We start from the raw sequence: 14,478 nt of genomic DNA, 5'->3' as shown, positions 1-14,478 counted from the left end.
TTTTTTTATTCAGCATCGGCTGTATATTGTTCAAAAGGTTCAAAGTTGTCAATTACAATATTTCTAATCTTTTTGTTCAAAGATGTCATGGCATTATAACTCGTATGCTCTAAAATAATAACTACCAAGTCATCTTCTGGATACTGTGTTAAAGCGGTGCTAAACCCATTCCAACGTCCGTAATGATATACTTGATTATTATCTCCTTTGTCGTTTATTCTAAATCCAAAGCCATATGGTATTTTACGCCCATATTTGTTTTCACTTTTAGAATACATCATATCTACATAGGGTTCAGATAAAAGATCTCCGTTGTTTAAAGCATTTACCCATTTAAGTAAATCTTCTGTTGTAGAATATACATTCTTATCGCCAACAACAGCATCATTTACGGTACCTCTTATTTTCGCATGACGCCAACCTCTATAAAGTCGATAACCAATTAATTGGTTGTCTGATATTTTATCATGTTCAAAGCTATAAACATAGCTATTATTCATTTGAAGCGGTTCGAAAATATGTTCATCAACAAAGTCAGCAAATGATTTTTTTGACACTTGCTCAACAATAGATGCTAAAACAAAATACGCAGCATTAGAATAATCAAACCGTCTTCCCGGAGTAAAGAATCTCTCAACATCGCTGGTTTCCATTAAATCCATCATTTCAGCATTGGTTGGTGCCTGTTCACCTTTCCATTTATGCTCTGCAATCCAAAAGTAATTTGGTAACCCTGCTGTATGATTAAGCAAATGTTTAATGGTAACTCCTTCGTACGGAAAATCAGGATAATAGCAAGTTACATAATCATCTATATGTAACTCTAAATCTTCTGCAAGCATTAAAATAGCTGCAGCTGTAAATTGTTTGCTCACTGATGCTAACTGAAAAATTGAATTTTCATCAATCTCTTCTTTTGTTCTAAAATCTCTTAGTCCAACATGATTGTTGTAAATTAATTTTCCGTTTTGAGCAACCAATACAGACCCATGAAAATCGTGGCGTTTGTTTATGCGTTTCAGAAGTGAATCTAATTTATGATGCACAAATACAGTTTCTGCAGGTTCAAAAGATTCAATAATAACTTCTTTTTTAACTGGAGCTGATGGTCTTTTTGATGGTGCAATTTCAGTAGCCGAGTTATTCATTTGTTCAATTTTAATAGAAGAAATGATGTAGCCACTAGAGATAATGATAAATACTAAAGTAACGTAACGTTTATACTTTTTCAATGAGATAAACCGAATTTTAGGGTTGCTGCAAATTACTAAAGAAGCAGTATACTGCAAAGTTAAAGTAGTGTTTTAACTTTTATTTTAAAGTGTTCGTATTTAAGAAGTTAAATTTTTACGAAGTTTACTATTTTTGTGGCATGAATTTTAAGGAGTTACCCCCATTAGAGCCCGATGATTTTTACTTCAATAAACAGGGTTTTAAAGTTTTTACTGAAAAATATCACTTAAAAAGAGGGTATTGTTGTAAAAGTAGTTGTAAACATTGCCCTTACGGATATGATAAAAAAACCGATAGGTTTATATCTTAATAGTTAATACCTTCAAATTTTGGCAGGTCTTCTGCAGAAGTTTTTATTACTGATATTTTTTCAATAGAATCCTTCCAAAGCAGAACTTCGCAAAAGCCAATAGCAATTTTAATTGTTAAAATATAGTAGGAAAAACCATCTTTGTTTTCAGACAGAATATTGACACTATTTATTTCTAGCACATGGTTCGCTAGTTTCTTTTTAGAATTAGAAATAACTGTATTATTATGAGCCATTAAGTAGTCAAATGTGTTGTCATCATTAGAGTTGGCATCGTGAACACTGCAAGCAGATTTGTTGCTAATGTACAATCGTATTTTTTCTGGATCGACAATGTCCATATCAAGATAGTAGCTATATTTTTTTCAACTCCTGTTCTTAGGCTGTTTAGAATTATAAAACTGTCGTATTGTCTGGGAATTCATTATTTTTTAGCTACAAGTATATCTCTTTTAATTGATTTGTCTACGATATGTAAAAAATTGCCGTATGGTGTTTCATTCAAGACTTTAAAACCTGCCTGTTCGAGAATGCCACTTAGCTGTTTTTTAGAATTTATAAAACTATTCCACCCTAGTACTAAAGTGCCTCCAGATTTTAAAAGTTTGTACCATTGTTCGGCACTTTCACTAACCAATTGTTCTGCACTCATGCTTGGAGTCACACCTTTTTTTGAAGTGTTTTTATGCTTAATACCATAGGGCAGATCACCAACAATTAAATGAAATGTTTGTTGTTTAAAATAATTGCCACACGAAGTTGTACTACCATTAATTAAACTTAAATGTCTGCTGTTCTCTTCTGTTTTAAAATCTTGTTTATTCTTGGCAAATCGGAAGTGCTGTGCATAAATAGCCTCTTGTTTGTTTTTTCCAAAAACTTGTCTTTTCTCAAATTCGTACTTAAAGCGTTCAGATTGTAAATACTGTTTAAAAAATGTACTTGATTCTAATACTGATTTATTATTGAGCTCAACACCAATAGCATGATAACCATATATAATAGCTTCAAAAAGTGTAGTGCCCTTACCAGCCACAGGATCTAATAATAAAAGAGGTTCCTCTATTGAAAAATCGGAAGACAATACTGCTACATGAATCATCATTTTGGTGAACAATTCATTTGTTTTTCCAGGATATTTCCATAGGGTACTTAGTTTATCATCAACAAATTCATAAGACGATTTCATTATTGGGATTAAGCAATTGTCTTTCAGCTGAAATAGAGCAAAAAAAAATGAGAGTCTAGAAAGTTTTGTGAGTTCTACTTCATTTAAATTCTCTTCTAATTCTATTTTAAGATATCTTATTCCAGCTATATGAGTTATTGAAATATCGTTTGATGCAACGTTTAGGTTTCCAATTGCCAATTGCAATTCGGCTAAGGCCAATTTATCAGCAGTATTGTAATATACTCTATTATGCCCAGGATGCTGAAGAATGAGATATGAATTCATACTTATTGAATTGAGAATTACAAAAATAAGTTAAGAATTAGAAAATAAAAAAACCTCCTACTTTTAAGTACGAGGTATAAATGCTTAATAAAGGAACTGTTATTTTGGATCTAGAATTGTATCAATTCTAGCCATTATTCTATCGATATTGTTTCTATTTGCATTTCGAGGTCTAGCTTTATTGGCGAGTCTCGGGTAATAAAAAAAGCCTTGCATTGCAAGGCTTTTTTTATTTAGTATTTTTAGTAAATACAAATTAGTTTTATTGAGTGTCAGTATTTATTGTGTTTTCACAATTTTATAGTTTTTTGTGTTTTTACCAATTGTTACGTTGGTATAATAAACTCCATTTTTTAATTGCTCAAAATTGATACTTGTTTCTAGTTTATTCGGTTCTATTTTAAAGATTTCTTGACCTAATGTATTGTATATGCAAACGAGTTTTATTACTTCATTCGATTTAATTGTCAATAGATCTTTTACTGGATTAGGGTACAGAGATACTTGAGCAAAATCTTCAAAACTTTCTGTAGATAATGGAGAGCCACAAAGTGACCAACCCATATCTTCCATAAAAGCAAGGGTAACCGTACCTGGATTGTGATTTGCTTCACCGTATCCTACTTGAGGTGTCATTAACGCTTGTGGATTCCCAGAAGGATAATAGTTTTCATCCCAATGAGAATAACTAGACCCGCTGTTCCAGGTATTTGGAGCATATATTTTTGGTTTTACATTACCATTTAATACTGTAGCTTGAGCTCCGTTACTAAATAAATCATCACTAGTTAATTGACCGTATAGAGCAACTGAAGGGTCTGGGTAGTTCGAGGTGCTAATAATTGATGTTGGAGTGCTATTTTCGATATGATGGTCCCAAATGCCTGCAAAACCACTATAACGAATAGCTCCTTCTCCTGTTGGATTATCGTTTATGTCTAAAACTTCTCTTCCAAATCCTGCAATGCCCAAGCCATGCCCAATTTCGTGTAATACAACGGTAACAAAATCTATTTGCCCCGAAGGTGTTGCTCCATCGGTACCAAAGTAAAAATTAAATGTATTACTAAACGTTGCATTAATGTCTGGGTCGTTAATTCTTTGATCAGAGCCTAATAGGCTGTTTGCAAGTGCAATAGGGTGAAAGGTGACTTCAGGAAGTGAACCTCCAGTTAATCCTAAATATGTAAAGGCACCAGCGCTACCTATTACTCCTGGACCTAAAGGGCCAAATGTGGCATTAATTTCAATTGGTACTGAAGTGTCTATGAGACTTGCCCATATATCTACAGCATATTGAAAAGCTGTTTGTGCCTCTGTTGTGAATCCTGTATAGGTAACATTAATTGTTGAACAGGCAGAACTTCTGTCTTGAGAATCAATTTTATCTCTTATCACTTTTGGCACAGGCACATAACTAGGATTGGCAAAAGGGTTTGGTTTATAAATACAGATATCGTGGTTAATTGTTTTAGAATCGACTATTTGAAGGGCTTCTTGTGCATTTGCTAAAAAGTTAATCATAACTATTGCAAAGAAGCATAGTGCTTTTATAGGGGTTAAATTCATTTTGACTTATTATTTGATACTACTAAAAATGGAATATAATTAATTGTTCCCCTCGAAGATAATAAAAATAAGATTGACTCCCAATCTTATTTTTAATTTCATTTTGAAATACCTTCTAAATCGAACATAAAGCTATAGACTAATGCTGTGCGTTTGTATTTCTCATACCTTCCAGAAGCACCTCCGTGTCCAGTATCCATATTGCAGTCCATGATCAATAGATTGTCATCAGTTTTTAATTCTCTAAGTTTTGCAACCCATTTTGCCGGTTCCCAATATTGAACTTGACTGTCCCAATATCCCGTGGTTACTAATAAATTAGGATAGTCTTTAGCCTCTATATTATCGTATGGAGAATAAGACTTCATATAATGGTAGTATTCTTCATTTTTCGGATTACCCCATTCATCAAATTCAAAAGTAGTTAAGGGGATTGTTTCGTCTAACATTGTGGATACAACATCTACAAAAGGCACAGCAGCTACAATACCATTGTATAAATCTGGTCTCATATTGGCAATTGCTCCCATTAGTAATCCACCTGCAGATCCGCCATATGCATACAATTGGTCATTATTTGTAAAATCTTCTTTTATTAAGAATTCTGCAGTATCGTTGAAATCTGTAAAGGTGTTTATTTTATTCAGTAATTTTCCGTTTTCATACCAATCGCGTCCCATTTCTTCTCCACCTCTTACATGCGCAAGAGCATAGACAAACCCGCGATTTAACAGAGTTAATCTCGTACTGCTAAATGTAGCATCTTGACTACTTCCATACGATCCATAAGCATACAAAAGCAATGGATTTTTACCATCTTTATTCAATCCTTTTTTGTACACAATCGAAACAGGAATTTTTGTTCCATCTGCAGCAGTAGCGAATAATCTCTCAGAAACATAGTTTTCTGGAGTAAAACTATCATCGAGCACTTTTTGTTGCTTAAGTACAGTTTCTTCTTTAGTGTTCATATTATGTTCTATAGTTCTGCCGGGAGTTGTCATAGAGGTATAATAATACCTTAAGATATCTGTGTCAAAATCTAAATTTGAAGTGGTATAAGCATCATAGGCAGGATCGTTAAATTCCATTTTATAAGAATCGCCACTCCATTTTTTAATAATAATATTCATTAGTCCGTTTTCACGTTGACTAATCACTATATGATTTTTAAACAAATCAAATCCAACAAAGAAGTTTTTATCATTATGTGGAATTACATCTACCCAGTTTTCTTTGTTAGTTTTTGAAATAGGAGTTTTAACCAATTTAAAGTTTTTTGCATTGTGATTTGTTCTGATATAGAAATGATCCTTGTAATGATCAACACTATATTCAAGATTCACTTCTCTAGGTTGAATTAATTTAAAATTTTCGTTTGGTTTATTGGCATTAATAAACATTAGCTCTGTAGAAAGCGTTTGTCCGTTATAGATAAAAATATACTCGTTAGATTTAGATTTGTAAATACCTGTAAAGAAGGTTTCATCTGTTTCTTCATGTACTAAAACATCGTCTGATTGTGATGTGCCTAGTGTGTGGCGCCAAACTTTATTGGCTCTTAATGTAACAGGATCCTTTGTTGTGTAAAAAACAGTTTTATTATCGTTTGCCCATACGGTACTTCCGTTATTATTGGTTAGCTGATCTGGCAATAATTCTCCAGTTTCTAAATTTTTAAAATAGATATTATACTGTCTTCTCGAAACGGTATCAACTGCGAAAGATAATAGCTTGTTGTCAGGACTTACACTTCTACCACCCATCCCAAAATAGGAATACCCTTGTGCCATTTCCGGTCCATTTAACATAATTTCTTCTTGATCTGTATCAATCTTTTTACGGCAGTAAAGAGGGTAATCTTTACCTTCTTCATAACGCGAATAATACAAATATCCATTAGACTTAACAGGTACAGATTGCTCATCTTTTACCAAACGACCTACCATTTCATCATAGAGCTTTGATTGAAAAGCTTCTGTGTGTTTCATTGAAGTTTGTAAGTAGTCATTCTCTTCATTTAAATAATTTAAAACATCCTGAGTTTGAGCATCAGGAGTTTCTGCATTTTTTTGTTCATCACTCAAGCGCATCCAAAAATAGTTGTCGATACGTGTATCGTTATGAATTGTTAAAGTATCAGGAATTTTTTTAGCAACTGGAGCAGTTGGTCTAATCGATTCTTTTGGAGTACAGGAAAAAAGTATGCTTAAAACGGCTAGTACCAGTATTTTTTTCATTTTAATGTTTGATTTTAGGGACTATAAAAATAGACAATAAAAAAAGGCACTACAATTTTGTAGTGCCTTTTTGTTGGTCTATATTGCTTTTATCATTAAATAAAAAGCAAATAATATATTTTTAAACAATTGAAACAAACAAACCGTCATCGGTTTTTTCAACTTTGGCAAGGTTGTTTTTTGTCAATCCTTTAATGGTTTTATCCCATTTCTTGTTTGATAATGTACTTTGAGATTTCAATTCGTTTAAGTCTATTTTTTCTTCTTTTTGAATAATTGCTAAAACTGCTTTTTCCTCATCACTCAATTCCACAGCAGGCGCTTTTTTCTCAGGTTTCATTTGAGGGAAGAACAATACTTCTTGAATAGAGCTGTTGTTAGTCATAAACATTACTAATCTATCAATACCTATACCAATACCAGATGTAGGAGGCATGCCATATTCAAGAGCTCTTAGGAAATCTTGGTCAATAAACATTGCTTCATCATCTCCTTTTTCAGAAAGCTTTAATTGGTCTTCAAAACGCTCTCTTTGATCGATAGGGTCGTTTAACTCAGAATACGCATTGGCCAACTCTTTACCATTCACCATTAGCTCAAAACGCTCTGTTAACGCAGGATTATCTCTGTGCTCTTTTGTTAATGGACTCATCTCTTTTGGATAGTCTGTAATAAAAGTTGGTTGAATATAGTGGTGCTCACATTTTTCACCAAATAGTTCATCTATCAATTTACCAACTCCCATGGTTTCATCAACCTCAATACCTACTTGCTTACATACATCTCGCAACTCTTCCTCGTTCATTCCGGCTACATCGTGTCCTGTATGTGTTTTAATAGCCTCTAAAATTGGAACGCGCGCATAAGGAGCTTTAAAGTTTACTTTATGCTCGCCAATTTGAACCTCAGATGCACCGTTTGAATCAACTGCCACCTTTTCTAACAACTGTTCGGTCATTTCCATCATCCAGTTGTAGTCTTTGTAGGCTACATACAATTCCATTACTGTAAACTCAGGATTATGCGTACGGTCCATTCCTTCGTTTCTAAAGTCTTTAGCAAACTCATACACAGCTTCAAATCCACCAACAATCAATCTCTTTAAATACAATTCATTGGCAATTCTCAAATACAACGGAATGTCTAATGCATTGTGATGCGTCATAAAAGGTCTTGCAGCAGCACCCCCTGGAATAGGTTGTAAAATAGGCGTTTCAACTTCTAAATATCCTTTTTCGTTAAAGAACTGACGAATAGAATTCGTGATTTTAGTTCTCTTAATAAAGGTGTCTTTTACATGATCGTTTACAATTAAATCAACATAACGTTGACGATAGCGTTGCTCAGCATCACTAAATGCATCATGCACTTTACCTTCAGCATCTGTTTTAACAACAGGTAATGGTTTAAGTGATTTAGATAATAAAGTAATTTCAGTAACCTTTACTGAAAATTCACCTACTTGTGTTTTAAAAACAGTTCCTTTAATACCTATGATATCTCCCATATCCAATAATTTTTTGAATACGGTATTGTACAATGTCTTGTCTTCATCAGGGCAGATTTCATCTCTATTGATATAAATCTGCATTCTATCTGAGCTATCTTTTAATTCAGCAAATGAAGCTTTTCCCATGATTCTTCTACTCATGATTCTACCTGCAAGCACAACTTCTTTACCTTCAAAAGCATCAAAATCTGAAAGAATTTCCTTAATGTAAGTCGTAGTTTTAAATTCTGCCGCTGGATACGGTTGAATACCTAATTCTCTCAATTTTTCGAGCGATTGTCTTCTTACAATTTCTACTTCTGATAACTGCATGTTACTGAATTTAAAATGGTTTAAATATTTAGTTTGCAAAGATACAACCTCTAAAGCAATTACAATTCAAAGAATTTATAAAATATGCCTATCAAAAATGCGAATAGTTAAAAAAAAGCTCTATGTTTGTGGTCTGTATTGAAAAGTACAGATTAGTTGTGTTGTTGACGTTGAAAAACGTCGTAGGTTTATTAAACCAATGGAAAGCTTCCCGTTACTTCGGGACGCTTTTTTTGTTTTAAAGAGTTTGTATTGTTCTAATTCTTATGTAGAGCACTCTTAAAAGAACTCACCAAAATTTCTCCAAGCATCACTTAAAAAGAAGTATACAAAAACAAGACTGGTTCCAAATTTAAGACCAGTAGAAAGTAAAAACCCAATAAAAGAACCTATAGCTGCTTTAAGTGCGCGTTTACCATCTTTGCTATTATAGATTAATTCACCTACTAGCGCTCCAAAGAAAGGGCCTAAAATAATTCCGAAGGGAGGAAAGAATATGAGTCCTAGGATTAAACCAATCATGGTGCCCCAAACACCGTACTTACTACCGCCAAACTTTTTTGTACCCCAAGCGGGAATGACATAGTCTATGCCCCAAACAAATATGGATACTGCTAATGTTATTCCAAGAAATGTCCAATCCATAGGGATTACAGAAGTTAGATGTAAGAATAATAATCCGAACCAACCAGTTATTGGACCTGGTAATACTGGTAAGAAAGAACCAACAATGCCGAGTAAAACAAAAACGAATCCGAGAATTAAAAGAAAAATATCCATAAGGGTTCAATAATAATGTAAATGTAAGAAGGATAAATTGAATAGGCTGATTTAATTTATTTATATTCACGTTCGGATTAAGTCAATATTTAAAAAATGAAAAATTTCTTCCTCATTATTGTTTGTGTATATTTTATTCAATGTACAGGTTATGGCCAAGAATCAAATAATTCAGTTAAAACCATCGGGTTTGCTATGGTTGAGAAAGCTCCAATTTTTCCTGAATGTGAAAATGGTTCTCCAAATGAAATGAGAAGTTGCTTTAGTAGATATTTGTCCAAATTAATTATTGAAAATTTAGATTTATCAGATATTGAAAAAGGAGGTAAAAGAATCAAAAAAGTAATTGAAACATTGTCAACAGTTACACCTGGAAAGCAAAATGGAAAACCAAGAAATATTATGTTAGTATTACCAATTTTATCGAATAACATTCAAGGAAATGTGAAATGAATAAAAGCCAAAGCAATCTGCTTTGGCTTTTTTGTTTATAGCTTTATAATGTGCCGAATAATTGTATATTTACCTGCAACTAAGTCCCTCACTTACGAGCACATACTAACAGTAGTTTCACTTTTATTAAACAATCATGTTTCATGAAAAACACCATTTTGTGTTGGCTTATATTTTGTAGTGCCTTTCTTTTTGCACAAGAAAAAAACATCATATTAGATTCTTTGTATCAACATGCAAAGGATGCAATCGATCTAAAGCAATATGACACTGCTAAAAATGCAATTGATCAATTACAAAGACAAGATTATTCTGATTTTAATAAACTAGAATTTGATTTGTTAAAGGCCGAATTATTAGTGGCACAAGACGATGATGAAGGAGCACTTACTTTATTATTAGAAGATACTGAAGTATTAGAAAATTATAAGGATAGAGCAGTCTATTCAGATTATAAAGAAACTATAGGTCGCATTTTTACTAGAGCACAGAATTATTCTAAAGCGCAGACTTATTTTGTTGAATGTCTTCAAAGTGCAGAATCACGAAGTGATTCTATCAGTATGGCCAGTGCTAATTTAAATTTAGGTAGCTTATACCAAATGCAATCTAAAATGGACTCTGCTGCATTTTATTACGATAAGGTATTGAAAGTGTATCCAGAAAACTCTAAAGATGTTTCTACATTGGCTACCGTATACAGTAATTTAACGGGTATTGCTGTCTCGCGTGGTCAATTTCAAGAGGGAGAAGATTATGCTTTAAAGTCTTTTGAAATGTACACTCAACAGAAAGATACATTAAAAATGGCGGGTGTATTATCTAATCTTGGATCTGTTAAAATGTACCTGCAAGATTACAATGCCTCTGAAAAATACTATCTACAAGCACTAGATTTGTTGCAGAATGCTGACTCTAGTAAAGAATTACAGATAAAGTCAATGGCGCTATATAACGTGTCTCAAGTAGATTATTTAAAGGGAGATTTTGAAACAGGGTATAATTATTTATTTGAAAGTGTTGATGTGGAAAAAATGTTTCATCAAAAAACCTTAAAGAATCAGGTAACTGAAATTGAGGCTAAATATAATCTAGCAAAAGAGGAGAAAGAAATTGCGATTGAGAAGAGTAAAAGGCAACGTGCTGAATTTATGAGTTATCTTTTTGCGAGTATCATTTTTGCCTTGTTAGTTTCATTCTCATTAGTATACAGTAGAAATAAATATAAAACTCAAAAGCAAGCATTTGACTTTGAAATGGAAAAAATGCGTCAGATTCGTGAAATGGAGCAGGTGCAAAATGAAAGTCAAATTAAAATATTAAATGCCACCCTAGATGGTAAAGAAGCTGAGAGAAAACATATCGCTGAGATTTTACACGATAATGTAAGTACACTTTTGTCTTCGGCAAATATGCATTTATATGCTATAAAAACTGAGTTAAAGGGCAATGCACCATCTGAAATGCCTAAAATAGAAGCTATAATAGATGAAGCTTCTGATAAGATTAGAGATTTATCTCATAAGTTAATTTCTTCTGTATTATTGAAATTTGGTTTGGCTGCTGCAACTGAAGATTTGTGTGAAAAATATTCTAATTCGTATTTAATGTTTAATTGTGAGTCTACCAATGTAGTGCGGTATAATCAAAGTTATGAAATCAAGATTCACAATATTATTGATGAATTGGTGAATAATATTATTAAGCACAGTAATGCTACGTTGGCTAGAATTTCTATAGTTGATACCCATGGTAACTTGAATTTGAAAATTCAAGATAATGGCGATGGGTTTAAAATGTCTGAAGTTGCGAGTAAAGATGGTTTAGGATTAACTCAGGTAAAGGCTCGAATTAAGATGATGAATGGTAGTATTAAAATTACTTCGTCTAAGGATAATGGAACTGAAATAAAAATGGTCATACCAATTCAACCAGAATAGTTATTTTTAGGGTATGAATAAAAGGTTTGTTGTTTTATTAGTAGTAATTGGTACAATGTATTCTTGCGAGTTTTATACCAAGAAAACATTAGCTCCAGAGCAATTAGCCGATACAATAATAAACTATAAATCTGTAGACTTATTTCCTTTATTTCCTGATTGTAAGTTAATAGAAGACTTGAAAGAACAGCAAAAGTGTTCACAAGAAAAGATTGTAAGACATATTTATAGCTCTCTTTCTAATGCAAATATTATTACTGAAAAACGTATTAATGATACAGTATATTTAGATTTGATTATTCAAAAAGATGGTAAAGTAGTTCTAAAGAAATTTGAAAGCTCTAAAAAGATGCAAGCTCAAATTCCAAACTTAGATTCTTTAATTTCGGCAAGTGTAAATTCTTTACCCGCATTAGAACCAGCAATTAAAAGAGATTTTCCAGTAAGCACTCAAATGAGTTTACCAATTATAATTAAGAATTAAGCATTGCCCACAACTTATCTTTAAGTTCTGTAAGACCAACGTAAGCAGCCGATGAGATAAATAATGTATCAATACCTTTAGGTAATTCTTCAGCAATTGCATCTTGTAATTCTTCATCTAGTAAATCAGATTTAGAAACTACTAGTAAACGCTCTTTGTCTAACAACTCTGGGTTGTGCATTTTAAGTTCGTTTAGCAGGATATCGTACTCTTTAGCGATGTCATCGCTATCTGCAGGAATTACAAAAAGCAATGTAGCATTACGTTCTATATGTCTTAAAAAATAATGCCCCAATCCTTTACCTTCATGGGCTCCTTCAATAATACCAGGAATATCGGCCATTACAAACGATTTAAAATCGCGGTACTCAACAATACCTAAATTAGGTTTTAAGGTGGTAAACGGATAGTCAGCAATTTTTGGTTTTGCAGCAGTTAAAACAGAAAGTAGGGTAGATTTACCTGCATTCGGAAATCCGACCAAACCAACATCTGCCAATACTTTTAATTCTAAAAGATACCAACCTTCTTCACCAGGAATACCAGGTTGTGCATATCTAGGTGTTTGGTTGGTAGACGATTTAAAATGCCAATTACCTCTACCGCCTTTACCACCTTCGCGCAATACGCGTTCTTCTCCTTCTTCGGTAATTTCAAACAACACCTCTTGAGTTTCACCATCTTTAATAATGGTTCCTAAAGGCACATCTACATAAACATCTTCACCATCTTTTCCAGTGCTTCTAGCAGATGAACCATCGCCACCATGTGTTGCTTTAAAATGCTTTTTGAATTTTAAATGAAATAAGGTCCAAAGGTTTTTGTTACCACGTACAATTACATGCCCACCACGACCACCATCGCCACCATCGGGTCCACCTTTGGCGTTGTACTTTTCGCGATGCAAGTGCGCAGAACCTTTACCTCCTTTACCAGAGGCTGCATGAATTTTAATATAGTCTACAAAATTTCCTTCGGTCATAATTGCAATTAAAGCTTATCGATAATCGTGCTTAAACGCGATGTAATATCATCTATAGAACCAACACCATCTACACCAAAGTATTTGTTTTGTTCTGCATAAAAATCTTTAAGAATTGCAGTTTTGGTATTGTATTCGTTAAATCTGTTTCTAATTTTACTTTCGTCTTGATCGTCTGATCTACCACTTGTTTTACCACGTTCTAACAAACGCTCAACCAATAAATCTTCTGGTACCTCAAGAGCAATCATACCATTAATTGTTTCACCTTTTTCTGCTAAAAATGCATCTAAGGCTTCTGCCTGTGAAGTTGTTCTAGGGAAACCATCAAAAATAAAGCCTTTAGCTTGAGGGTTCTTTTCAACTTCTGCCTTTAACATGTTAATAGTTACTTCATCAGGAACCAAATCTCCTTTATCCATATAAGATTTAGCAAGCATACCTAATTCTGTTTCATTCTTAATGTTGTATCTAAATACATCTCCAGTAGAAATATGAATTAATTGGTATTGATCTTTTAAAAGTGTTGCTTGTGTTCCTTTACCGGCACCTGGAGGGCCAAATAATACGATGTTTTTCATTGAGGGTGTTGTTAATTTATAAATACTTGCAAGATTTCTTCCAAGGTTGTTATAGTCTAGTCCGTAACCAACTATAAAGGCATCGGGTATAGACAAGCCAATATAGTCTATGGGTAATTCTTTTTTGTATACGTCTGGTTTAAAAAATAGGGTTGCTATTTTTAATGTCTTAACATTTTTATTTTTAAAAATCTCATAGATTTTTTGAAGCGTATTACCTGTATCGATAATATCTTCTAAAATAACTACAGTTCTTCCAGTAAGATCTTCGTTTATACCTACAAGTTCATTTACTTTACCAGTAGAGCTTGTTCCTTCATAAGAAGCCATTTTAACAAAGGATACTTCACATGCCCTTGGGTATTTTCTAATAAAATCTGCGGCAAACATAAATGAGCCATTTAAAATACCTATAAATAAAGGGACTTCGTCTTGACAATCATTTAATACTTGTTGTACTAAAGTATCTACGGCAGTATCTATTTGAGCTGTGCTTAAGTATGGGTTAAAGTACTTGTCGTGTAATTTAATTGTACTCAATGTGTAACTATTTTAAGACTTTTTAATCAATGTGTTACCACTAAAATGGTAAGGTGCAAAAATACAAAACCGTTCCGATTTAACGGAA

General features: G+C 33.1%; 13 protein-coding genes. 4 read left to right on the top strand and 9 right to left on the bottom strand.

Annotated features, from left to right (window positions below; translation table 11 throughout):
• Positions 1 to 5 precede the first annotated feature (5 nt).
• Positions 6 to 1,232 carry a serine hydrolase domain-containing protein gene (locus ACYQ5R_RS02095; protein ID WP_460189250.1) on the bottom strand — a complete coding sequence of 409 codons (1,227 nt, stop codon included), beginning with the start codon at positions 1,230 to 1,232 and terminating at the stop codon, positions 6 to 8.
• Positions 1,233 to 1,372: 140 nt separating this feature from the next.
• Here ACYQ5R_RS02095 and ACYQ5R_RS02090 point away from each other — a divergent pair, with 140 nt between their 5' ends.
• The gene (locus ACYQ5R_RS02090; RefSeq protein WP_460189249.1) at positions 1,373 to 1,543 is read left to right on the top strand and encodes a DUF5522 domain-containing protein; all 171 of its coding nucleotides are present in this window, start codon (positions 1,373 to 1,375) and stop codon (positions 1,541 to 1,543) included.
• Here the strand turns inward: ACYQ5R_RS02090 and ACYQ5R_RS02085 are convergent.
• From ACYQ5R_RS02085 to ACYQ5R_RS02060, 6 genes are all read right to left on the bottom strand, one after another.
• Positions 1,540 to 1,884 carry a hypothetical protein gene (locus ACYQ5R_RS02085; RefSeq protein ID WP_460189248.1) on the bottom strand — a complete coding sequence of 115 codons (345 nt, stop codon included), beginning with the start codon at positions 1,882 to 1,884 and terminating at the stop codon, positions 1,540 to 1,542. The two genes, ACYQ5R_RS02090 and ACYQ5R_RS02085, sit on opposite strands and share 4 nt — an antisense overlap.
• Before the next feature lie 83 nt (positions 1,885 to 1,967).
• Positions 1,968 to 2,999, bottom strand: coding sequence for a TRM11 family SAM-dependent methyltransferase (locus ACYQ5R_RS02080; protein ID WP_460189247.1), 1,032 nt, complete (start codon positions 2,997 to 2,999; stop codon positions 1,968 to 1,970).
• Positions 3,000 to 3,278: 279 nt separating this feature from the next.
• A complete protein-coding gene (locus tag ACYQ5R_RS02075) occupies positions 3,279 to 4,568 on the bottom strand; it encodes a T9SS type A sorting domain-containing protein (RefSeq protein WP_460189246.1) in 1,290 nt (429 codons plus the stop codon).
• 98 nt (positions 4,569 to 4,666) lie between these two features.
• Positions 4,667 to 6,808 carry a S9 family peptidase gene (locus tag ACYQ5R_RS02070; protein WP_460189245.1) on the bottom strand — a complete coding sequence of 714 codons (2,142 nt, stop codon included), beginning with the start codon at positions 6,806 to 6,808 and terminating at the stop codon, positions 4,667 to 4,669.
• Between the two features lie 121 nt (positions 6,809 to 6,929).
• The gene (lysS, locus tag ACYQ5R_RS02065; RefSeq protein WP_460189244.1) at positions 6,930 to 8,630 is read right to left on the bottom strand and encodes a lysine--tRNA ligase; all 1,701 of its coding nucleotides are present in this window, start codon (positions 8,628 to 8,630) and stop codon (positions 6,930 to 6,932) included.
• A gap of 279 nt (positions 8,631 to 8,909) precedes the next feature.
• A complete protein-coding gene (locus ACYQ5R_RS02060) occupies positions 8,910 to 9,410 on the bottom strand; it encodes a DUF456 domain-containing protein (protein WP_460189243.1) in 501 nt (166 codons plus the stop codon).
• 96 nt (positions 9,411 to 9,506) lie between these two features.
• Here ACYQ5R_RS02060 and ACYQ5R_RS02055 point away from each other — a divergent pair, with 96 nt between their 5' ends.
• The 3 genes from ACYQ5R_RS02055 (at position 9,507) to ACYQ5R_RS02045 (ending at position 12,287) form a co-directional block, all read left to right on the top strand.
• Positions 9,507 to 9,863, top strand: a complete 357-nt coding sequence (locus tag ACYQ5R_RS02055) for a hypothetical protein (protein ID WP_460189242.1) — start codon at positions 9,507 to 9,509, stop codon at positions 9,861 to 9,863.
• A gap of 143 nt (positions 9,864 to 10,006) precedes the next feature.
• Positions 10,007 to 11,803: a sensor histidine kinase gene (locus ACYQ5R_RS02050; RefSeq protein ID WP_460189241.1), complete on the top strand. Its 1,797-nt coding sequence runs from the start codon at positions 10,007 to 10,009 to the stop codon at positions 11,801 to 11,803.
• Between the two features lie 13 nt (positions 11,804 to 11,816).
• A complete protein-coding gene (locus tag ACYQ5R_RS02045; protein WP_460189240.1) occupies positions 11,817 to 12,287 on the top strand; it encodes a hypothetical protein in 471 nt (156 codons plus the stop codon).
• On the opposite strand, the gene obgE is transcribed toward ACYQ5R_RS02045, so the two are convergent.
• Both obgE and ACYQ5R_RS02035 read right to left on the bottom strand, forming a co-directional pair.
• A complete protein-coding gene (obgE, locus tag ACYQ5R_RS02040; RefSeq protein ID WP_460189239.1) occupies positions 12,277 to 13,269 on the bottom strand; it encodes a GTPase ObgE in 993 nt (330 codons plus the stop codon). The genes ACYQ5R_RS02045 and obgE overlap by 11 nt on opposite strands.
• Positions 13,270 to 13,277: 8 nt before the next feature.
• Entirely contained in the window at positions 13,278 to 14,390 is a 1,113-nt protein-coding gene (locus ACYQ5R_RS02035) for an adenylate kinase (RefSeq protein ID WP_460189238.1), read from the bottom strand.
• Positions 14,391 to 14,478: the final 88 nt, after the last annotated feature.

It is taken from the genome of Urechidicola sp. KH5, from assembly GCF_054661455.1.
This window is presented reverse-complemented; position numbering and strand designations above follow the sequence as displayed.